Origin of the sequence: Lentzea sp., from assembly GCF_035525475.1 — a bacterium.
Lineage (GTDB): Bacteria > Actinomycetota > Actinomycetes > Mycobacteriales > Pseudonocardiaceae > Lentzea.
Genome location: NZ_DATLEC010000045.1, coordinates 42,452 through 65,048, shown reverse-complemented (window position 1 = coordinate 65,048; position 22,597 = coordinate 42,452). Strand labels below are relative to the sequence as shown.

The window sequence follows — 22,597 nt, the reverse complement described above, 5'->3', positions numbered from 1 at the left end:
TCTCCGAGAGACAGCCGCACCCGCTGTGCGGAACAATCTCACCCGATGCTCCGCCGACTGCTCGTCATCACCGTTCCGCTGCTCGTCGCCCTGGTCGCGGCGCTCGGCATCCCCTTGGCGTCCGCGGTGGTGCAGCGCGAGACGCAGACCACCTACCTCGACCGCCTCGGTGACGCCAGCAGGTTCGCCTCGCTCGCCGAGAGCGCGCTGCAGTCGGACCGGCTGGAGGCGCTGAGCCAGGAGATCCAGCGCTACGACGCCCTCTACGCCGTCCCGGTCGCCCTGGTCAGCGCGGACAAGCGGATCCTGCTGGCCTCCCGGCTGGGGTTCGACCCCACCGCCGACCCCGAGGTCACCAAGGCGCTCCACACCGCGTTGAACGGCGGCATCCGGCCCGAGCCCGACTACACGGGCTGGCCGTGGCGCACCGGGCCGCTGGTCGTCGTCGAACCGGTCGGGCGCGACAGCGAGGTGGTGGCCGCGGTCGTCACGATCTCGCAGACGAGCGGGCTGCGGACCGAGGTGCTGCGGCAGTGGGGGCTGATGGCGCTGGCGGGACTCGCGCCGATGCTGGCCGTGGTCGCTGCGGCGTGGCCGATGTCGCGGTGGGTGCTCAGGCCGGTCAGCCGGCTCGACGAGGCCACCGCCGCCGTCGCGCAGGGCAACCTCGACGTGCGGGCGGACGAGGTCGGCGGGCCGCCGGAGCTCCGGCGGCTGGCGCGCAGCTTCAACACCATGGTCGACGTCGTCGGCAGGGCTCTGAACAGGCAGCGGGCGTTCGTCGCCGACGCGTCGCACCAGCTGCGCAACCCGCTGGCGAGTCTGCGGCTCGCCGTCGACAACCTCGAGCCGCACGTCGAGGGCGAGCACGCCAGGGAGGCGCACCAGATCGCCGTCGAGGAGGCCGAGGAGATGGGCCGCGTGCTGGACACGCTGCTCGCGGCCACCCGGCTCGACAGCGCCCGTCAGACCGAGCCCGTCGAGATCGACCAGCTCCTCGCGACCCACCGGCCGGCGTGGCAGGCGCTCGCGAGCAGGGCCGACGTCACCCTCACGATCGACATGCCGGCCGGGCTCACCATGCAGGAGCCGCCCGGCGGGCTCGGCAGCGTGCTGGACGAGCTGGTCAGCAACGCCATCCGGCTGTCCAACGCCACCGAGGTCCGCGTCATCGGCAAGCCCGGTGAGCTGCACGTCGTCGACAACGGCGACGGGCTGAGCGACGAGGAACGGGAGCTGGCGCCGCAGCGGTTCTGGCGCGCCACCAAGCACCAGAACGTCGCGGGCACCGGGATGGGGCTCGCCATCTGCGCCGAGCTCATCGAGTCGGCTGGCGGCACGCTCACCCTGCACGACGCGGGCCCCGGCCTGGACGTGCGGGTCGCCCTCAGCGCTTCACGGAACGGAACCAGCGCATAGCGCCGTCGTGCAGCGGCACGAGACCCGTCGCTATCCCGGTGCGGACGTTGATCCGCGACGCCTCCGGGTGCCCCTCGACGATCCGCGCCGTCTCGGTGAACACCGTGCGCGTCACGACCTCGACCACGTCCGCGCTCAGCGACTCGCGCGCCAGCAGCAGGTTCGGCACGGCGAACGTGTGATTCGCCGCCACGCCCTCGTAGGTGGTGGTGGGGATGGTCGCCGGGATGTACGGCCCCTTGTAGGTGTCCGCGAGCCGGACGGCCTCCGGCGTGATGTCGATCAGCCGGATCCTGCCCTCGAGGTCGGTGATCGCGGGCGTCGGGATGCCCGTCAGCGCCAGCATCGCGTCGAGCGAGCCCTCCGCGACCCGGCGGGAGGCCTCCGAGTGCGCCATGCGTTCGTCCACTGCGGACACGCGGAAGGACTCCAGCATCCGCATGGCGGTGAACTCGGTGCCGGAACCCCTGGGGCCCAAGGAGATCCGCTTGCCCGCGAGGTCGGAGAAGGTCTGGATCGGCGACGCGATCGGCACGGCGATCTGCATGAAGCTGTCGTAGAGCCGCCCGACCGCGCGGACGCTCTGCGGGTCGTCGATCGGATCCAAAGAGGACAGTGCGAGCTGGGCTTCGCCGGAACGCAGCAGCGCCAGGTTCTCCACCGACGCGGCGGTCGGGATCGCGGTGACCTTCGTGCCGGGCAGCCGCTCGGCCACCGCGGCGGCCAGGGCGCCGCCGACCTCGCGGAAGACCGCCCCCTCCGGACCGGTCGCGAGCACCAGCTCAGCGGGCGCCTCGACCCTGCGCGGGGTGCACCCGGCAAGAGCCAGACCGGCCCCCAGCAGAAGCGTGCGACGGCGGAGTGACACCGATGAAGCCTAGCTGTTACGTCAGGGCTGTCTGAAGTTTCCGGACGCCCGCTTGTCGCGTGGGGTGGCGCGGCTCACCCTCTCCCCAACGCGAAGTTCAAGGAGGAACCGTGGCGACCACCACCACAGGCCGCAAACCGATCTACAAGCACCTCTACTTCTGGGTGCTTGTCTCCATCGTGCTGGGCGCCGCCGTCGGCTTCCTGTTCCCCAAACAGGCGTCCGAGATGAAGTGGCTCGCCGACCTGTTCGTGAACCTCGTCAAGGTCGTCATCGCGCCGACCATCTTCGCGACGATCATCGTCGGCATCGCGGGCCTCGGGAACCTCGCCAAGGCGGGCGGGCTCGCACTGCGGACGATCCTCTACTTCACCGCGATGACCACGGTGGCGCTCGCCATCGGTCTGATCGTCGTGAACGTCGTCGCGCCGGGCCACCACGGTGGTGACATCGCGCTGAACGAGGCCGCGGCCAAGGACACGCTGAAGTCGGCGTCGACGGCGGAGACCGGTGTCACCGGCTTCATCCTGAGCCTGGTGCCGAAGTCGTTCGTCAGCGCGTTCACGGACGGCCAGCTGATCCAGGTGCTCGTCGTCGCGATCCTGGTGGCCGTCGCCGTGGCGGGCATGGGAGAGCGCGGCGCGAAGGTCGTCTCCGCGATGGAGACCCTGTCCAAGGTCATGTTCGGCATCATCAAGATCGTCATGTACGCGGCCCCGATCGGCGCGTTCGGCGGCATCGCCTACACGGTCGGCAAGTTCGGCGGCGGCATCCTCAGCAAGCTGCTCTGGCTGATGGGGTCCTTCTACGTCACGTGCCTGCTGTTCGTCCTCGTCGTGCTCGGCATCGTGGCGCGGATCGCGGGCTTCAACCTGCTGAAGTTCCTGCGCTACATCAAGGACGAGATCCTGATCGTGCTCGGCACGTCGTCGTCCGAGTCGGTGCTGCCGCGCATGATGGTCAAGCTGGAGGCGGCGGGCGCGCAGAAGTCGGTCGTCGGCCTCACCATCCCGACCGGGTACTCGTTCAACCTCGACGGCACCTGCATCTACCTGACCATGGGCGCGATCTTCATCGCCCAGGCCACCGGTCACGACGTGTCGATCGGCGTGCAGATCGGCCTGCTGCTGTTCATGCTGATCGCGTCGAAGGGCGCGGCGGGCGTCACCGGCGCCGGCCTCGTCACCCTGGCCGCCTCGCTGCAGGCCTTCGAGGCCCACTCGGCCATCCCCGCGGTCGGCATCGCGCTGATCGTCGGCATCGACCGCTTCATGTCGGAGGCCCGCGCCATCACCAACGTGATCGGCAACGGCGTCGGGTCGCTCGTGGTCGCCGCGTGGCAGAAGGGGCTCGACAAGGAGCGCCTGAACGAGGTGCTGGACAACCCCGACCTGGTCGACGTCGACGACCTGCTGGAGAAGCAGCACGCCGCCGAGTCGGACAAGCTCGCGACGGCTCACTGAGACGTCCGTGGCCGGAGGCGGTCTTCCCGCCTCCGGCCACGCGACCTCCACGTATCCCGAGGTCCCGTTCCCCCGCACGCGGTGAGGGGTGAACGGGACCTCGGACTCGTTTGGTGGGGAACAAACTCGAATCCGGGTCGAGTGGACGGTGCGCGCAGGGCCGCGGGCAGGCGAGTGAGCGTCCGCTAACTGGGACGGCAAGGCTTTGACCAGGTAAAATGAGGGGTAGTCCGGCGAAACCAGTGGGAAGGCGCGAGTGTCGCGCAACTCTCATCGGACTGGCGGAAGTTGAACGTTCGGTTACGCTAACTCGGACGTAACGAACGCCGACGTTGGCTGCAATGTCGTTCCGCGGCCCGGAATCGTTACACATCCATGACCTAGATCACCCATTGGCGGGTGTACCTGGGTTTCGCGGCTGTTAAAGTCGCGTCAACACGCGGGCCATCGTCGTCCCGTGCTCCCACCTGTTGGTACGAGGTCTGAGCACGAGGGACATCAGTTCTTTACGCGAGGACGACGAAGGAGGTCTGCGCAGTGATCTTCTCCGCCATCCCCGGCCCCCAGGGTCTGTACGACCCCGCTGACGAGCGCGACGCCTGTGGTGTCGCCATGGTGGCCGACATCCAGGGCAGGCGTTCCCACGGCATCGTGAGCGATGCGTTGACAGCACTGGCGAACCTGGAACACCGGGGTGCCGCCGGTGCCGAGCCCACGTCGGGTGACGGCGCGGGCATCCTCCTGCAGCTGCCGGACGAGTTCCTGCGGGCTGTGGTCGAGTTCGACCTGCCCGAGCGCGGGCAGTACGCGGCGGGCATCGCCTTCCTGCCGTACGAGGACGAGGAACGCGCTGACGCGATGCGGCAGATCGAGCGCATCGCCGAGGAGGAGGACCTCGTCGTGCTGGGCTGGCGCGACGTCCCGGTCGAGCCGGAGAAGGCCGGCGTCGGCCCGACCGCGATGTCGGTGGCGCCGCACTTCGCACAGCTGTTCGTGAAGGGCACGCGTGACGAGGCGGGGATCGCCCTGGACCGCCTGGCCTTCTGCCTGCGCAAGCGGGTGGAGCACGAGGGCAGCGTCTACTTCCCGTCCCTGTCGGCGCGCACGATCGTCTACAAGGGAATGCTGACGACCGAGCAGCTGCCGGCGTTCTTCCCCGACCTGCACGACGAGCGCCTCTACACGGCGATCGCGTTGGTGCACAGCCGTTTCTCGACGAACACGTTCCCGTCGTGGCCGCTCGCGCACCCGTTCCGCTTCGTCGCGCACAACGGTGAGATCAACACCGTCCGCGGCAACCGCAACCGCATGCGGGCCCGCGAGGCGTTGCTGGACAGCGAGGTCATCTCCGGCGACCTCGCCCGGCTGTTCCCGATCTGCAACCCGGACGGCTCGGACTCGGCGTCGTTCGACGAGGTGCTGGAGCTGCTGCACCTCGGCGGCCGCAGCCTGCCGCACGCGGTGCTGATGATGATCCCGGAGGCGTGGGAGAACCACGCCACGATGGACCCGAAGCGCCGTGCGTTCTACCAGTTCCACGCCTCGCTGATGGAGCCGTGGGACGGCCCGGCCTGCGTCACGTTCACCGACGGCGAGATCGTGGGCGCGGTGCTCGACCGCAACGGCCTGCGGCCCGCCCGCTGGTGGCAGACCGCCGACGGCCGCGTCGTGCTGGCGTCCGAGACCGGTGTGCTCGACGTGCCGTCCGACCAGGTGGTCGCGAAGGGCCGTCTGCAGCCCGGCCGCATGTTCCTGGTGGACACCACCGAGGGCCGGATCATCGACGACGAGGAGTTCAAGTCGACCCTCGCGTCGGAGCAGCCCTACGACGAGTGGCTGCACGCCGGCCTGCTCGACCTGGCCGACCTGCAGGACCGCGAGCACGTCGTGCAGAGCCACGAGTCGGTCGTGCGCCGCCAGCTCACCTTCGGCTACACCGAGGAGGAGCTGCGGATCCTGCTCACGCCCATGTCGATCTCGGGCATGGAGCCGCTCGCGTCCATGGGCACGGACACCCCGGTCGCGGCGCTCAGCCAGCGCTCCCGGCTGCTCTACGACTACTTCGTGCAGAACTTCGCGCAGGTCACGAACCCGCCGCTGGACGCGATCCGCGAGGAGATCGTCACGTCCGTCAAGCGCGTGATGGGCCCTGAGCAGAACCTGCTCGACCCAGGCCCCGTCTCGTGCCGCCACGTGACGCTCGACTACCCGGTCATCGACAACGACGAGCTCGCCAAGCTCATCCACATCAACGACGACGGCGACCTGCCGGGCTTCGCCTGCACCGTCCTGTCCGGACTGTACGAGGTGGACGGTGGCGGCGAGGCGCTCACCGCCGCGATCGAGCGCGTGCGCCGCGAGGCGTCGGAGGCCATCGCGAACGGCGCTCGCACGCTGGTGCTGAGCGACCGCGACTCCGACCACCGGATGGCGCCGATCCCGTCGCTGCTGCTGGTCTCCGCGGTGCATCACCACCTGGTGCGCACCAAGGAACGCCTGCGCGTCGCGCTCGTCGTCGAGTCCGGCGACTGCCGCGAGGTCCACCACGTCGCCGCACTGCTGAGCTACGGCGCCGCCGCGGTGAACCCGTACCTCGCGTTCGAGACGATCGAGGACCTGATCAGCCAGGGCGCCATCACCGGCGTCCCCGCGCACAAGGCGATCCGCAACTACGTCAAGGCGCTCGTCAAGGGCGTCCTGAAGATCATGTCCAAGATGGGCATCTCGACGGTCGGCGCCTACACCGCGGCGCAGATCTTCGAGGCGGTCGGCCTGTCGAACGACCTGCTCGACGAGTACTTCACCGGCACGCAGTCCAAGCTCGGCGGCGTGCACCTGGACGTGCTGGCCGAGGAGGTCGCGCTGCGCCACCGCCGCGCGTTCCCGGACAACCCGACCGACCGCGCGCACCGCCGTCTCGAGGTCGGTGGCGAGTACTCCTACCGCCGCGAGGGCGAGCTGCACCTGTTCACGCCGGAGACGGTGTTCCTGCTGCAGCACGCCACGAAGACGCGCAAGGAGGACGTCTTCCGCCAGTACACGGCGGAGGTCGAGCGCATCGCGCGGCAGGGCGGCACGCTGCGCGGCCTGTTCAAGTTCCGCACCGAGGGCCGCACGCCGATCCCGATCGACGAGGTCGAGCCCGTGAGCTCGATCGTCAAGCGCTTCAACACCGGCGCCATGTCGTACGGCTCGATCTCGGCCGAGGCGCACGAGACGCTCGCCATCGCGATGAACCGCCTGGGCGGTCGTTCCAACAGCGGTGAGGGCGGCGAGGACCGCGAGCGCCTGTACGACCCGGAACGGCGTTCCGCGGTCAAGCAGGTCGCGAGTGGACGGTTCGGCGTCACGAGCGAGTACCTCGTGAACTCCACGGACATCCAGATCAAGATGGCGCAGGGCGCGAAGCCCGGCGAGGGCGGCCAGCTGCCCGGCTTCAAGGTCTACCCGTGGGTCGCGCGCACCCGGCACTCCACGCCGGGCGTCGGCCTGATCTCGCCGCCGCCGCACCACGACATCTACTCGATCGAGGACCTGGCGCAGCTCATCCACGATCTGAAGAACGCGAACGAGCAGGCGCGGGTTCACGTGAAGCTCGTCTCGTCGATCGGTGTCGGCACGGTCGCGGCGGGTGTCGCCAAGGCCCACGCGGACGTCGTGCTGATCTCCGGCTACGACGGCGGCACCGGCGCGTCGCCGATGAACTCGTTGAAGCACGCGGGAACGCCGTGGGAGATCGGCCTGGCCGAGACCCAGCAGACGTTGCTGCTCAACGGTTTGCGCGACCGCATCACCGTCCAGGTCGACGGCGCGATGCGCACCGGCCGTGACGTCGTCGTGGCCGCTCTGCTGGGCGCCGAGGAGTTCGGTTTCGCCACGGCGCCGCTGATCGTCGCGGGCTGCGTGATGATGCGCGTCTGCCACCTGGACACGTGCCCGGTCGGCGTCGCCACGCAGAACCCGGACCTGCGCGCCCGCTACACCGGCCAGGCCGATCACGTCGTGAACTTCTTCGAGTTCATCGCGCAGGAGGCCCGCGAACTGCTGGCCGAGCTCGGTTTCCGCACGATCGACGAGGCCGTCGGTCACGCGGAGCTGCTCGACAAGGACGAGGCGATCGAGCACTGGAAGACCGCGGGCCTGCACCTCGACCCGGTCTTCGAGGTGCCGGAGACCCCGTACCCGACGGCGAAGCGCAAGATCCGCGACCAGGACCACGGCCTCGACAAGGCCCTGGACCGCACGCTGATCCAGCTCGCGGAGGCGGCGCTGGAGGACGCGCACAAGGTCACCCTGGAACTGCCGGTCCGCAACGTCAACCGCACGGTCGGCACGCTGCTCGGCGCCGAGGTCACCCGCCGCTTCGGCGGCGAGGGCCTGGAGGACGACACGATCCGGGTGAAGCTCACCGGGTCCGCCGGCCAGTCGCTCGGCGCGTTCCTGCCGCGCGGCATCACGCTCGAGATGGTCGGCGACGCGAACGACTACGTCGGCAAGGGCCTGTCCGGTGGGCGGATCATCGTCCGCCCGCACGACGACGCGCCGTTCCGCGCCGAGGACCAGGTGATCGCGGGCAACGTGATCGGCTACGGCGCCACGTCGGGTGAGATCTTCCTGCGCGGCCGCGTCGGCGAACGCTTCTGCGTCCGCAACTCCGGCGCGCTGCTCGTGGCGGAGGGCGTGGGCGACCACGCGTTCGAGTACATGACCGGCGGCCGGGCAGTGGTGCTCGGGCCGACCGGGCGCAACGTCGCGGCCGGCATGTCCGGCGGAATCGCGTACGTGCTCGACCTGGACCCGTTGTCGGTGAACCAGGAGATGGTGCAACTGCAGCGCCTCAACGCCGAGGACCTGCGTTGGCTCAAGGACGCCATCACCAAGCACCACAACGCGACGGGTTCCGCCGTCGCCGCGTCGCTGCTCGGTGACTGGACCCGGCGAGCCGGTGCGTTCACGAAGGTCATGCCCGGCGACTTCCAGCGCGTGATGGACGCGATGCGTCTCGCGCGCGCCGAGGGCCGGGACGTCGACGCGGCTGTCATGGAGGCGTCTCGTGGCTGATCCACAGGGTTTCATGAAGTACTCCCGCTCCGACGCGCCGAAGCGTCCGAAGCCGGAACGGTTGCAGGACTGGAACGAGGTCTACCTGCACGAGGAGCCGGCCGAGCGGAACAACGCCGTCCGCACGCAGGCGACCCGGTGCATGGACTGCGGCATCCCCTTCTGCCACAGCGGAACCGCGGGCTGTCCACTCGGGAACCTGATCCCCGAGTGGAACGACCTGGTGCGCCGCGGCGACTGGGAGCTCGCCTCCGACCGCCTGCACGCCACGAACAACTTCCCGGAGTTCACGGGTCGTCTGTGCCCGGCGCCGTGTGAGGCCGCCTGCGTGCTGTCGATCTCGCACGACGCCGGTGGCGCCGTCGCGATCAAGCGCGTCGAGGAGACCATCGCGGAGATGTCGTGGGAGAACGGCTACGTCCAGCCGGCCCACGCGTCGGTGTCCTCCGGCAAGCGGGTCGCGGTCGTCGGGTCCGGTCCCGCCGGTCTCGCCGCGGCCCAGCAGCTGACCCGCGCCGGCCACGAGGTCGTGGTGTACGAGCGGGACGACCGGCTCGGTGGCCTGCTGCGGTACGGCATCCCCGAGTTCAAGATGGAGAAGAAGGTCCTCGACCGCCGTCTCGCCCAGCTCCGCCGCGAGGGCACCAAGTTCGTCACCGGCTGCGAGGTCGGCGCCGACATCACGGTCGAGGAGCTGCGCTCCCAGTTCGACGCGGTCGTGCTGGCCGTGGGCGCTCTGCGCGGCCGTGACGACAAGTCGACTCCCGGACGCGAGCTGGCCGGCGTGCACCTCGCGATGGACCACCTGGTCCCCGCGAACCGCGCCGTCGAGGGCGATGGCCCGTCGCCGATCTCCGCGGAGGGCAAGCACGTCATCGTCATCGGCGGTGGCGACACGGGTGCCGACTGCTATGGCACCGCGACCCGCCAGGGCGCGCTGTCCGTGACGCAGCTCGACCAGTACCCGACGCCGCCTTCGGTGCGCGACGACGAGCGCTCCCCGTGGCCCGTGTGGCCGCACATCCTGCGCACCTACCCGGCGCACGAGGAGGCCGGCGAACGCCGCTTCACCGTGGCCGTCCGTCGCTTCGTGGGCGACGACGAGGGTCACGTGCGCTTCATCGAGCTGCAGCAGGTGCGCGTCGAGAAGGACTCGTCCGGCCGCCGCTCGGTCGTGCCGCTGTCCGACGAGGTCGAGCTGCTGCCCGCGGACCTGGTGCTGCTGGCGATCGGCTTCGAGGGCGTCGAGCACATGCGCCTGCTGGACGAGCTGGGCATCTCGCTGACGACGCGCGGCACCATCTCGTGCGGCTCCGACTGGCAGACGTCGGCACCCGGCGTGTTCGTCTGCGGTGACGCGCACCGTGGTGCGTCGCTCGTGGTGTGGGCGATCGCGGAGGGCCGGTCGGTGGCGAACGCCGTCGACAAGTTCCTCACGGGGTCGTCGAACCTGCCCTCGCCCGTCATCCCCAACCAGCTTCCGCTCGCTGTGGTCTGACAACGGAGTCAGTCAGCGGAGAGCACCATGACGCCCCGGTCGACAACGACGTCGACCGGGGCGTCGCCTTTCCCTAGGCTCTGGGGCCGTGGAGGGGTTTCCGTGCGCGTTCGCGTCGATCCAGGGCGAGTTCAGCGGGAGGACCTGGGCCGACGTGGCCGAGTGGTTCGACGAGCTGCGGCGAGGGAACGCGGGTTTCGCCTCGCACCAGTACCTGCGGGACATCGTCGCGAGCGTGCTGGAGAGCGGTGTGGCGGACCGGCTGGGCGTGACCACCTCGATGCACGACCTCGTGGTGGTGTCGCTGGACACGACGAACGGGCACTACGAGACGATCAAGGTGATCTCGCCGTCGTCGAACGCACCTGTCGACGACGGCTGTTTCGCGATCACGTTCCTCGGCCGCAAGAAGCGCAGGCGAGGACGTCAGGAGATCCGGCAGCACCCGGTGGCCGACGCCGTGCCCGCGTTCTGGCGAATGGTCGAGGACAAGTTCGGCGTCCGTCCCGAGCGATGATCCGTTCCACTGAGTGAAATGCGTAAACACTTTCGGGTGAATCTCGTGCGTGAAGCGGTCTTCCATGTCACCTGTTAACCATCGCGTCATCTCCTCCGGTAAAACTGGGTGAAGTAGATCAACTCGGTCAGGGGGTGAGCCATGCGCAGCGTTCTGCTCGCGATCGTGGTCGCCCTGTGCGCCGTGCTGACCCCGGCGGTCTCGACCGCGTCGGTCGGCGCGCCGCCGCCGAAGTCCAAGACCTCCGTGCCCAAGGAGGAGACGCCGCGCGAGGAACGTGAGACGAGCCGGCTGCGCGTTCTCGTCGCGCCCGACCGGGAGTCCGCCCTGGCCCGGCCGTCGTCCGTGACGGCGATCGCGCCGCAGGACAAGCCGCGTTCCGTGCCGGTGTCCTCCGCCGAACCCCTGACGGTGTGGCGCACACCTCCCGCATTGCAGGTGTTCCGGAACTGATCGGTCGTTGCTGTCCGATCAAAACCGAACATTTTTCTCAATGCAGTGAGGGACCCCCATGGACTTCCATCGCTTTGTTCAGCATGCCCGCGCACATGCCGCTTCACGGTCGCGCGCGCTCGGCCGCAAGCTCGCGGCGGGGCAGCAACCCAGCACGATGTTCATCACGTGTGCCGACTCGCGCATCGTCACGGCCGCGATCACGGGTGCCGAGCCCGGGTCGTTGTTCGAGATGCGCACCGCGGGCAACGTCATCCCGCCCTACTCGCTGCACGCGCCGACCAGCGAGATGGCGACGATCGAGTTCGCCGTGCTGCAGCTCGGGGTCAGCGAGATCGTCGTCTGCGGCCACTCCCACTGCGGTGCGGTGGGGGCGTTGAACCGCGGTGGCATCGACCACCTGCCCGCTATGCGCGGCTGGCTGCGTCCTCAGCCGCGAGACGGGGTGAACGATCCGGCCCTGCGTGCGGAGGGGCAGCAGCACGTGCGGGCGCAGCTCGACGTCCTGCTGGCCTACCCGTTCGTCGCCGAGAAGGTGGCGAAGGGTGAGCTGCGCGTTCACGGCTGGTTCTACGACATCGAGACCGGCGAGGTCTCCGCGTGTGCCGAGCACGCCTTCCTTCCGCTGTAGGGGTCTCGATGATGAAGAAGCATTGGGCCGACCTCGGCGCATCGGTCGTCGTGTTCCTCGTGGCGTTGCCGCTGTGCGTCGGTGTGGCGGTGGCGTCCGGTGTGCCGGCTGAGCTCGGCATCGTGACCGGTGTGGTCGGCGGCATCGTCGTCGGGCTGCTGCCGGGCAGCACGATGCAGGTGAGCGGGCCGGCTGCCGGGTTGACGGTGCTGGTGGCGGATGCCGTCGGGCGGCACGGGATCGGGGCTCTGGGCGTGATCGTCCTGGGCGCTGGGCTGTTGCAGGTGGCGCTGGGCTTGTCCCGGTGCGGGCGGTGGTTCCGCGCGATCTCGCCGTCCGTGGTGCAGGGCATGCTCGCGGGCATCGGGCTGGTGCTGATCTTCGGTCAGCTCGAGCCGATCGTGGTGTCGCCGGTCGCGATGGCGCTCGGCCTGCTCACGGTCGTGATCATGCTGCTGTGGCAACGGACTCCGCTGCGGGTCGTGCCGGGTGTTCTGGTGGGCGTGGCCGTGTGCACCGCGGTGGCGGCGGTGTTCGCGTCGGACGTCGCCAAGATCGCGGTCGGCACGCTGTCGGCGGACGTGCACCTGCCGGACCTCTCCCTGCTGGACACCGGGGTCATCGGCACCGCTGTGGTGTTCGCGCTGGTGGCGTCGGCGGAGAGCATGTTCAGCGCCGCCGCCGTCGACCGCATGCACGACGGTCCGCGCACGCAGTACAACAAGGAACTGGTCGCGCAGGGCGTCGGCAACACGATCTGCGGCCTGCTCGGCGCGTTGCCGATGACGGCGGTCATCGTGCGCAGCTCGGCCAACGTGTCGGCCGGGGCGCGCACGAAGGCGTCCAGGGTGCTGCACGGCGTGTGGCTGCTGCTGTTCGTGGTGCTGGCGCCGGGGCTGCTGACGTTGATCCCGGTCGCCGTGCTGGCCGCGGTGCTGGTGCACGCCGGGTGGAAGCTGCTCGGCCTCGGGCAGCTGATCGCGTTGTGGCGCAAGGACAGGACGGAGGTCGCGGTGCTCGTGCTGACCGCCGGCCTCATCGTGGCCACGGACCTGCTGACGGGCACGCTGACCGGACTGCTGGCCGCGGTCGTGAAGACGGCCTGGGACGTGTCCCGGTTGTCGGTGGTCGTCACGGCCGATGGGCTCGCCCTGCGCGGCAACGCGACGTTCCTGCGGCTTCCCAGGCTGCTCGACGAGCTGGAACGGGTCGACCGCGAGCACGTCCGGATGGACCTGAGCGAGGTCCGGCACCTCGACCAGGCCTGCGGGCAGGCGATCGACCAGTGGGTGGACGAGTCCCGCCGGGCCGGCAGGACGGTCGAGCTGGTCGGCAGGTGACGGCAGGCGCCGCGGCCGTGGTGGTCGCGGCGCCTCACCCGGAGAAGAAGTCCTGATGAACACTGGGCCGTTCGGGTGCACCCGGCTAACGGCGGTGTGAGATGTGTCGACCCAGCAGGTGAACCAGTAGGGGGCGACACCATGACCAGCGCAGGATTCGACGCGAAGTTCCTCGGCACCGCGGCCGGGACTCCCGTCCTGACGAGCTCGGGAGCCGACGACGCCGTCGAGCTGGACGGCTCGACCACGATCGACTACGCGCACTTCTCGCTCGCGTTGAGCAAGTCGCGCAAGTTCGCGATCTGGGTCGCGTGGAACATCGACGGCGGCGACATGAAGGCGTTGAGCCGCAACAACATCCCGTTCGTCAAGGACCCGCGCATCCCGGCGGGGTTCCAGACCGGCGACGAGCTCTACCGCGACAACAGGCTCGACCGCGGCCACCTCGCGCGCCGCGCCGACCTGTGCTGGGGCCCGAAGGCCGAGGCGCAGAAGGCGAACAGGGACTCGTTCTTCTTCACGAACATCACGCCGCAGATGGACGACTTCAACCAGAGCACGAAGCAGGGCATCTGGGGCAGGCTGGAGGACGCGGCGCTGGCCGACGTCGACGTCGAGAACCTCAAGGTCAGCGTCTACGGCGGCCCGGTGTTCAACGCCGACGACAGGGTGTTCCGCAGCGTCGCGATCCCCCGTGAGTTCTACAAGGCGATCGCGTTCGTCGTGGACGGCGAGCTGCGCTGCAGCGCGTTCCTGCTCACGCAGAACCTCGTCCTGGCCGAGGCCCTCGACCTGGACGAGTTCCGCGTGTTCCAGGTGTCGCTGAGCGAGCTGGAGAAGCGCACGAGCTTCACCTTCCCGGCCGAGCTGCACGCCGCCGACACCGCGTCGGTCCAGCTGCTCGGCGAGTCCGAGCGCAAGCCGCTGGACGACCTCGGCGACATCAGGTGGTGATGACGACTCCCGGCAGCCGCTGACGCAGCTCCTCCAGCCGGGCAGGCGACTCCGGCTGGTGCACGACGAGGTGCTCCAACGCCGGCAGCACGCGCACGTCGTCGGCCGCCGGCACGCCGAACACCTCCAGCGTCGTGACGGTCGGCCACCGCTCCAGCCCCGCCAGCGGGAAGGGCGGGCGGTGGTCGATCGCCAGCTCGCGCAACGCGGGCAGCGCGGGCAACGCGCCCAGCCCGTCGTCGGTCGCCGAGTCGCGGATCTGCAGGCGCCGCACCGCCCCACCGTCCAGCGAGCCCAGGTCGACCCGGCTGAAGTGCAGGTGCAGCTCGTCCAGGTCCTTCACCGGTGACAGGTCGATCCGCCCGAGCGGCCGGCAGCGGCTCAGGTGCAGCTCCCTCAACGACCGCGAGAGCGCCAGAGGTGACAGGTCGCGCACGACCTCGTTCTGCCACAGCTCCAGCCGGTGCAGCGACGGCATCGCGCCCAGCGGGTCGAGCGGGTCGATGTTGCCGATGCACCGCACGTGCCGCAGCTTCTCCAGGTGCGGGATGAACTGGATCCGGTGCCAGCCGCGCACGTCCACGCGCCGGTCACCGAAGTCCACTTTGGACAGAACGGTCCTGGCGTACTTCTCCGCGTCCGGCGTGTTCCGCCACGCCCGCAGCAGCTCGTCGATGACCATCGCGTGGTCCACGGCCACGAACTCCGCGATGCGTTCCCACGCGCCCTCGCCGCCGATGGTGGCCAGCGTCCGCACGATGTACGCGGCCTCCTCGGCCGCCTCCGGTCCCGGCAGCAGGTCGACCACGAACGACCCCGCCTCGGCCAGCGCGTCCGCGTGCGCGAAGCTCGTCGGCGGGATCAGCGCGGCGGCGGCCTGGGTGACCTGCGCGCGGGCCGTCTCGGGTTCGATCACGTCGGCCTGCTCCAGGCACGCCAGCGCGAGCAGCCGCAGCTTGTCCCGACCGCGTTCGTCCTTGCGCGTGTCGTCGTTGCCCGCCAGCAGGTCCATCAGCACGCGAGCCCGTTCGCGCGGCCGTGCGTGGGCGACCGCCATCACCACGACGTCGTGCCACTCGTCGAGATGTGCCCTGTCCACCAAGAGGTTCAGGTCGCCGGCGTCGACGACCTCCTTGGCCGCCAGGTAGTCGCGGAACGTCCGGTGCACGAACTGCACCCGTTCGTTCGACACCTCCCGCAGCAGCCCCGCTCGTTCGAGCAACCGCTGCATCGCGTCGTCCGGGTCGATCTCGTGCGACCGCAGCCCGCGCATCGCGTTCCCGAGCCGGTGCACGGCCTCCTCGCGCGGCACCATCAGCTCCCGGTTGCGCACCAGCGAGTACGCGAACCGTTGCAGCAGGACGAGCTGTTCCTCCTTGGAGAACGACGGCAGCGCGAGTCCGCGGTCCTCGTCCCACCGCACCAGCAACAGGTCCAGCGCGGCCTCGTAGAGCGAGCGGCGGTCACGCGGCAGGTGCATGTTCCTGTCCTGGTGCAACGCGCACAGCAGCCCGGCCAGCAACGGGCTCGACGCGAGCCGCCGCAGGTCCGGCCGCTTCGCCAGCGTCCCCACCAGCCGCGTCTCGCACTCGGTGAGCCACACCCGCGCGTCCCGCGTCAGCCCCGGCTCGTCGCGCGCGGCCGTGTGCCAGGCCTCCACGAAGTCGCGCACGCCCTTGTCGCTCAACGGCAACAGGTCGAACGTCTCGAAACCGACGTCCTCCAGCCAGTCCTCCGGCACCGCGGCGGGACGGGTCGTGACGGCGTAGCGGGCTTCCGGGTAGGCCTTCGCCAGCTGTTCGAGCCACAGCCGTGCCTCGGCGCGGCGCTCCGGCACCAGCTCGTCCACGCCGTCGACGAGGATCAGCGCGCGCCCTTCCCTGAGCCGCGCGGTGACCCACCCGGACGGTTTCTCCTCCTCGATCATCGAGGCGGTCGACGAGATGAGCTCCTCCGGCTTGGGCAGCGTCGAGCACTGCCGCAGCGGCACGAAGAACGGCACCAGCCCCAGCCACTCGTTGCCCGACGTCCGCGTCTCGCCCAGCGCGTTCATCGCGAGCCAGCGCAGGAACGTCGTCTTGCCGGCGCCCGCGCCGCCCCGGATCAGCACCCTCGTGGTGTCGGCCAGCGCCGCGGCCACCGGCAGCCCGGCCCCGGTCAGCTCGTCGGTGTCCCCGACCCGCGCCACCGCCAGCGACACGTACGAGGTGTCGAACGAGTGCCGTCGCGGTGCCCGCCCGCGGGAGACGCCGAACAGCTCCAGGCCGCCCAGCGAGTGCGCGACCTGGTCGGCGTACCGGTCCTCGAAGTCCCGGTGCGACGCGGCCAGCGCCCGCTGCCGCTGGTCCGCGAGGCGCGCCACGGCGTCCGCGGTCGCCCTGCCCATCCGGAACATCTCGACCGCGAGCCGCCGCGCGTACTCCGGCTGCGACCACACCAGTTCGACCACGGCGACGCAGACCCGCGTCAGCACCGCGTCGTAGACGGCCGTCGCGTGGTCGGACAGCCCCGCCGCCCGCCGGATCTGCGCCGACCTGGACACCACGTGCGCCCGCAACGACTCCGGCGTCAGCATCACCCGCAGCGCCTCGTCGTCCCGCAACGGCAGCGAGGCCTCGACGGACTCGCGCACCGCGTCCACGGCGGCCTGCCACTCGTGCTGCTCGACGGTGCTCAGCTCACCGCGGGCGAGCTCGCTCGAGACCCGTTCCACCAGCGGACCCGGCCTGGTCAGCTCGCGGCGGCGCCTCTTGTCCCTGGCGCCCTTGTGCACGACGTCGAAGAGACCGAGGAGCACCCGCTCCAGCACGGTCTCCAGCACCATCAGCAGTCCGGCGGAAAACGGGTCGGCCACGACCCCAGTATCAGCACGTGATCACCGGGGGTGGCAGGGACTTCACCAGCTGTTCATCGGGCTCGTTCAGCGGGGGAGGGCGACCTCGCGGACGTGGCCGATGGCGAACTCCTTGCTCGTGCCGTCCTCGCACTCCGCGCTCAGCACGCCTTCGAGGTGCTTGGTCGGGACGACGACGTGCGTCTCGGTCCTGCGCGGCCCGCTCGCGTACCTGATCTCGACGCTGCTGCCGTCCACCAGCGCCGACGCCAGGAGCACGACCTCCTCGTCGCGCAGGAAGACGTTCTGGTCGCGCAACACCCGTGCCGCGCCCGCCCGCGGCGCTCCCCGCCCCACGCTCGGCCGTTCCTGCTCCACCAGCCTGATCGCGAGCTGGGTGATCTCCAGGTCGCCCGGCTCGGCCCGCCACCACCGGTCCTGGCGGCGTTCGCCCCGCGCCGGCGCGCGCAGCTTCCCGATCTGCTCCACAATGGACTGATCGCCGCCGTCCACCCCGGTCGGCGCGTATCCCGCCCGCCGCAACGCCCCCAGCGTCTCCGTCATCGGCCGGTCCGACGCCAGCACCGTCGGCGCGATGAAGCGCAGCTTCAGCGAAGCCAGCCGCTTCGACTTCGCGATCTCCTGCAGCAACGCGGAATCCGCTGCCCGCACGCAGCTCTTCACGTCCGTGACCGTCAGATGACCGTGCCGCCTCGCCACGTCCCGCACCTGGTGCTCGACCGCCTGCGGCAACGGCCCCTCCGACATCGCCGCCAGCCTCATCAGCACCGCGTCGGCGGACAACCCCGTGTCCAGCGCGCGCCGCACCGTCCCGGCGGACATCCGCCACACCCGCGCGGCGTCGTTGTCCTCCAGGTCCGCCACCAGGTTCAGCGTCGCGCTCAGCTCCGGCGACGGCAGCCCGTTCACCACGGCCGTCATGTCCGTCTGGAACGCGGCCTTCTCCGTCGCCGCCGGCAACAGCTCCGTGGCCGCGGCCTCGACGTCACCGCCCTCCAGCACCGCGACGCCCAGCGGCGTCAGCGCGCCGCCCGCCACCAGCCCGAGCGACTCCATCTCGCTGATGACCGCCGCGGTCGCGCGCGGGTCGTGCACCGCGGGACGTTCCCAGGCGAGGTCGTCGACCAGCTCCGCCGTGTCCGCGAAGGCCTCGTCCGCCGAGAACCGCTCCAGCGTGCCGCGTCTCAGCGCCAGCCCGGCGGCACCGGTGTAGTCGCGCAACGCCGCCCGCGCCTGGTCGGGCTCCGGCCGCCAGTCCATCCGCCGCCAGGCCTCGACCAGCGCGGCGAGCCTGGCGCCGGGGTGCGAGTCGAGCCAGCCGTCACCCTGCCTGGTCGGTAACAACCGCGAGCGTTCCACACCGAGCAGCTGCGCCTCGACCGCGAGCTCCAGCCACAACCGCAGCACGCCGTCCGGGACCCGCAACGCCCTGGCGACCCGCCGGATCTCCACCGTCGCCACGCCGCCGGTGTAGCGGGCGTCGAACGCGTCCTGCTCGCAGTGGGCGAGCAACCGCGCCACTCCGTCCACCACGGACATGGCGGGCACGATCGGTGAGATGGCCGACACCCTGCGCTTGCGCGGCGGCCTGGGTCGCGGCGTCAGCCGGCCGTGCGCCGCGCCGCTCGCCCGCACCGAGTTCACCGCGATGAGCCGCGGCCCGTCCGGCCACGCCAGCGCGCGGTCCTTGAGCTGCCGGAAGGCCCGTTCGAAGTCGTCGGCCGCGCACCGCAGCTCGGTGCGGACCGTGTCGATGGTCCCGGCGTTGCCCTGCGCGACGATCACCGCGAGCACGTCGAGCGCGCCCTGGTCGAGCGTGTCCTCGGCGGCGTGCACGGAGTCGGAGTCGGTGAGCTGCGTCGCGAGGTCCCTCAACGTCCGGATGAAGCGGTCCGCCACGTCGCGGCGGTGCAGGAGGACTGTGGCCACCTCGTCCGGCCCGAGTTGGAGGAGCCAGGTCGCGAGCGCGTTGATACGGCGTGGCATTCACCGGATTATGGCCCCGGTTGTGTGTCCTCAAACGAATTTTCACGCACATGGGCGATCCGCCTAGGCTGACTCGGTGACGTTCAGCGGTTTTGGCGAGTACGCCATCGACTTCTACGACGGCCTGGTGCTCGACAACACGAAGGCGTACTGGGACGACAACAAGGAGACCTACCTGCGGGACGTGCGGGCGCCGATGGAGGCCCTGCTCCTCGCGCTGGAGAAGGAGTTCGGCGAGGGCAAGGTGTTCCGCCCGTACCGCGACGTGCGGTTCGCCAAGGACAAGACGCCGTACAAGGACCACTGCGGCGCGGTCATCGAGAAGGGCCGCGGCGGCGGCGCGTACTACGTGCAGCTCAGCCCCGAGGGACTGATGACCGGCGGCGGCTCGTTCCACATGGCCCCGGACCAGCTGGCCCGCTACCGCGCCTCCGTCGGCGCGCACGGGGTGCTGCTGCGCAAGATCGTCGACAAGCTGCTGAAGCAGGGCTGGGCGCTCGCCGGTGACGTGATGAAGTCGAAGCCGCGCGGGTTCGACGACGACCACCCGCACCTCGACCTGCTCAGGCACCGGTCGATCTACGTGCGCAAGGTCTGGGAACCGGACGACGCGCTGCACGAGCCGGAGTGCCTGGACCGCGTGCGCAAGTCGTGGCGGCAGCTCAGGGACTTCAACGCGTGGTGCGAGGACCACGTCGGCGTGAGCGAATCGCCGCGGCGATAGCCCAGCCCAGGCCGATGCCGAACACGTCCACCAGCGCGTCGAGCACGTCACCGCTGCGGTGCAGGGGCGTGATCAGCTGCTGGAGCACCTCCGAGACGCCCGCGTAGACGACCAGCGCGACCAGGACGTGACGAATCCTCGCGTACAGCCCGGTGAACGCCAGCAGCGCGAAGAGCAGCGTGTGAACGACCTTGTCCGTACCAGGTGGCGAGCTCGGCACACCTGACTCGGGGGTGAACAGCACGACGACACTGAGCGACGCCGCGATCACAAAAGGAAGGACTCGTCCCATCGTCAAAACATTACCGATGGGTAGTTCGGGATCGGTCCAGGAACGAGGTCTACTCTCTCTACACGTGAGTCGACGCGCAAAGATCGTCTGTACCCTCGGTCCCGCCACTGGCACGCCCGAAAAGGTCCGTGACCTGGTCGCGGCCGGTATGGACGTGGCCAGGATGAACTTCAGCCACGGCAGCCATGCCGACCACAAGCAGGTTTACGACATGGTCCGCGCGGCAGCCGACGAGTCCGGCCGCGCCGTGGGAATCCTCGCCGACCTCCAGGGCCCCAAGATCCGCCTCGGTCGTTTCGCCGCGGGTCCGGTGGACTGGAACAACGGCGACATCGTCCGCATCACCGTCGAGGACGTCGAGGGTACGCACGACCGCGTGTCGACGACGTACAAGGAGCTCGCGAAGGACGCCAAGGTCGGCGACCGCATGCTCGTGGACGACGGCAAGGTCGCGCTCGTGGTGGTCGACGTCGAAGGTTCCGACGTCGTCTGCGAGGTGACCGAGGGCGGACCCGTCAGCAACAACAAGGGCCTCTCGCTGCCCGGCATGGACGTCTCCGTGCCGGCGCTGTCGGAGAAGGACATCGAGGACCTCGAGTTCGCGCTCTCGCTGGGCGTGGACTTCATCGCACTGTCGTTCGTGCGCTCGCCCGCGGACATCGACCTGGTCCACCAGATCATGGACCGCTCGGGCAGCAAGCGCCTCCCGGTGATCGCGAAGATCGAGAAGCCCGAGGCCGTCGACAACCTCGAGGCCATCGTGCTGGCCTTCGACGGCGTGATGGTCGCCCGCGGTGACCTGGGCGTCGAGCTGCCGCTGGAGCACGTCCCGCTGGTGCAGAAGCGCGCGATCCAGATCGCCCGCGAGAACGCCAAGCCGGTCATCGTCGCGACCCAGATGCTCGACTCGATGATCACGAACTCCCGCCCGACCCGCGCCGAGACGTCCGACGTCGCGAACGCGGTGCTCGACGGCGCGGACGCCCTGATGCTGTCCGGTGAGACCTCGGTCGGCCGCTACGCCATCGAGTCCGTGCAGACCATGGGCCGCATCATCGAGGCCGTCGAGACCGAGTCGGTCGTCGTGCCGCCGCTGACCCACGTCCCGCGCACCAAGCGCGGCGTGATCTCGTACGCGGCCCGTGACATCGGCGAGCGCCTCAACGCGAAGGCCCTGGTCGCGTTCACGCAGTCCGGCGACACGGTCCGCCGCCTGGCCCGCCTGCACACGCACCTGCCGCTGCTGGCCTTCACGCCGGAGCCGTCGGTGCGCTCGCAGCTGTCGCTGACGTGGGGCACCGAGACGTTCATCGTCCCGAGGGTGGAGTCCACCGACGAGATGGTCCGCCAGGTCGACGTGGCCATGCTGGAGATCGGCCGCTACTCCGCCGGCGACCTCATGGTCGTCGTCGCAGGGTCGCCTCCCGGCACCATCGGCTCGACCAACCTCATCCGGGTGCACCGGCTGGGCGAGGACGACCACGCGTAGTGGTTGGACTCTCAGTCCGTTACGTCGTGAACGCCGGCCCCGCCCCCTCATACTGGTCGTGTGAGGGTGCGGGGCCGTTGCCGTGCCCGTGCCGCTAGGAGAGTTCTGCCGTGACTGAGGCCGCCCGTGCCGCTGCTGAGAGCCCGTCGGGCCTGAGCGGACAATCCGCAGTGGACGACCTGGTCGCGTTGCTCGACCTGGAGCGCATCGAGGAGAACATCTTCCGCGGCGTCTCGCCCGCGGAGTCGCCGGTGCGCGTGTTCGGCGGCCAGGTGGCGGGCCAGGCCCTGGTGGCCGCGGGCCGCACCGTGCCGGTCGAACGCCGCGTGCACTCGTTGCACTCGTACTTCATCCGCCCCGGCGACCCGCGCGTGCCGATCGTGTACGAGGTGGACCGCATCCGCGACGGCCGCTCGTTCACCACGCGCCGCGTCGTGGCGGTGCAGCACGGCAAGGCGATCTTCTCGCTGTCCGCGTCCTTCCAGGTGGAGGAGCAGGGCGTCGAGCACTCCTCGGAGATGCCGCCGGTGCCGGACCCCGAGTCCCTGCCGACGTGGAGCGAGTCCGTCGCGGGCTACTCGCTGGTGAACCTGAAGTTCCCGCGCCCCATCGACGTCCGCTACGTGACCGAGACGCCGTGGGAGTCGCGTGAGGACGGTCCGGGCGAGGCGGCGTCGCGGGTGTGGATGAAGGCCGACGGCAAGCTGCCGGACGACCCGATGCTGCACCTCTGCGTGATGACCTACGCGTCGGACATGACGTTGCTGGACAGCGTGCTGGTCAAGCACGGGGTGTACTGGGGGCTGGACAAGGTCCTCGGCGCTTCCCTCGACCACGCGATGTGGTTCCACCGGCCGTTCCGGGCCGACGAGTGGTTGCTGTACGACACCTCGTCGCCGTCCGCTTCCGGGAACCGGGGGCTGGCGACCGGGCGGTTCTTCACGCAGTCCGGGGAGCTGGTGGCGACGGTGGTGCAGGAGGGGCTGATCCGGGTGATCAAGCCGTCACCCGATGAGGTGTGAGTTCGCACCGTAGTTCGAACCCCTGT

General features: G+C 70.0%; 16 protein-coding genes. 12 read left to right on the top strand and 4 right to left on the bottom strand.

What is annotated here, in order from left to right:
- The first annotated feature begins 45 nt into the window (after positions 1-45).
- Positions 46-1,419, top strand: a complete 1,374-nt coding sequence (locus VM306_RS07440; RefSeq protein WP_325512319.1) for a HAMP domain-containing sensor histidine kinase — start codon at positions 46-48, stop codon at positions 1,417-1,419.
- Here the strand turns inward: VM306_RS07440 and VM306_RS07435 are convergent.
- Positions 1,388-2,287 (bottom strand): TAXI family TRAP transporter solute-binding subunit, encoded by a 900-nt coding sequence (locus tag VM306_RS07435; protein ID WP_325512317.1) that lies wholly within the window; start codon positions 2,285-2,287, stop codon positions 1,388-1,390. The two genes, VM306_RS07440 and VM306_RS07435, sit on opposite strands and share 32 nt — an antisense overlap.
- A gap of 110 nt (positions 2,288-2,397) precedes the next feature.
- On the opposite strand from VM306_RS07435, the gene dctA reads away from it, so the two are divergent.
- From dctA to VM306_RS07395, 8 genes are all read left to right on the top strand, one after another.
- Entirely contained in the window at positions 2,398-3,750 is a 1,353-nt protein-coding gene (gene dctA, locus VM306_RS07430; RefSeq protein WP_325512315.1) for a C4-dicarboxylate transporter DctA, read from the top strand.
- Positions 3,751-4,287: 537 nt separating this feature from the next.
- A complete protein-coding gene (gene gltB / locus VM306_RS07425) occupies positions 4,288-8,811 on the top strand; it encodes a glutamate synthase large subunit (RefSeq protein WP_325512313.1) in 4,524 nt (1,507 codons plus the stop codon).
- Positions 8,804-10,309 (top strand): glutamate synthase subunit beta, encoded by a 1,506-nt coding sequence (locus VM306_RS07420; protein ID WP_325512311.1) that lies wholly within the window; start codon positions 8,804-8,806, stop codon positions 10,307-10,309. The genes gltB and VM306_RS07420 overlap by 8 nt, the downstream gene beginning before the upstream one ends.
- 88 nt (positions 10,310-10,397) lie before the next feature.
- Positions 10,398-10,826, top strand: a complete 429-nt coding sequence (locus VM306_RS07415) for a hypothetical protein (protein WP_325512309.1) — start codon at positions 10,398-10,400, stop codon at positions 10,824-10,826.
- 141 nt (positions 10,827-10,967) lie between these two features.
- On the top strand, positions 10,968-11,279 hold the full coding sequence (locus VM306_RS07410) for a hypothetical protein (protein WP_325512307.1): 312 nt from the start codon (positions 10,968-10,970) through the stop codon (positions 11,277-11,279).
- A gap of 157 nt (positions 11,280-11,436) precedes the next feature.
- Positions 11,437-11,910: a carbonic anhydrase gene (locus tag VM306_RS07405; RefSeq protein ID WP_325512305.1), complete on the top strand. Its 474-nt coding sequence runs from the start codon at positions 11,437-11,439 to the stop codon at positions 11,908-11,910.
- Between the two features lie 11 nt (positions 11,911-11,921).
- Positions 11,922-13,250, top strand: a complete 1,329-nt coding sequence (locus VM306_RS07400; RefSeq protein WP_325512303.1) for a SulP family inorganic anion transporter — start codon at positions 11,922-11,924, stop codon at positions 13,248-13,250.
- Between the two features lie 141 nt (positions 13,251-13,391).
- Positions 13,392-14,204, top strand: coding sequence for a DNA/RNA non-specific endonuclease (locus VM306_RS07395; RefSeq protein ID WP_325512301.1), 813 nt, complete (start codon positions 13,392-13,394; stop codon positions 14,202-14,204).
- Here VM306_RS07395 and VM306_RS07390 read toward each other — a convergent pair.
- Entirely contained in the window at positions 14,194-17,058 is a 2,865-nt protein-coding gene (locus VM306_RS07390) for an NACHT domain-containing protein (RefSeq protein WP_325512299.1), read from the bottom strand. The genes VM306_RS07395 and VM306_RS07390 overlap by 11 nt on opposite strands.
- 66 nt (positions 17,059-17,124) lie before the next feature.
- Positions 17,125-19,044 (bottom strand): helicase-associated domain-containing protein, encoded by a 1,920-nt coding sequence (locus VM306_RS07385; protein ID WP_325512297.1) that lies wholly within the window; start codon positions 19,042-19,044, stop codon positions 17,125-17,127.
- A gap of 76 nt (positions 19,045-19,120) precedes the next feature.
- Here VM306_RS07385 and VM306_RS07380 point away from each other — a divergent pair, with 76 nt between their 5' ends.
- Complete coding sequence (locus tag VM306_RS07380; protein WP_325512295.1) at positions 19,121-19,768, top strand: DUF2461 domain-containing protein; 648 nt, start codon at positions 19,121-19,123, stop codon at positions 19,766-19,768.
- On the opposite strand, the gene VM306_RS07375 is transcribed toward VM306_RS07380, so the two are convergent.
- Positions 19,716-20,060, bottom strand: coding sequence for a VanZ family protein (locus VM306_RS07375; RefSeq protein WP_325512293.1), 345 nt, complete (start codon positions 20,058-20,060; stop codon positions 19,716-19,718). The two genes, VM306_RS07380 and VM306_RS07375, sit on opposite strands and share 53 nt — an antisense overlap.
- A gap of 64 nt (positions 20,061-20,124) precedes the next feature.
- Between VM306_RS07375 and pyk the strand changes: the two genes are divergently transcribed.
- Both pyk and tesB read left to right on the top strand, forming a co-directional pair.
- Positions 20,125-21,549, top strand: coding sequence for a pyruvate kinase (pyk, locus tag VM306_RS07370; protein ID WP_325512291.1), 1,425 nt, complete (start codon positions 20,125-20,127; stop codon positions 21,547-21,549).
- 110 nt (positions 21,550-21,659) lie between these two features.
- Complete coding sequence (gene tesB, locus VM306_RS07365) at positions 21,660-22,571, top strand: acyl-CoA thioesterase II (RefSeq protein ID WP_325512289.1); 912 nt, start codon at positions 21,660-21,662, stop codon at positions 22,569-22,571.
- Positions 22,572-22,597 lie beyond the last annotated feature (26 nt).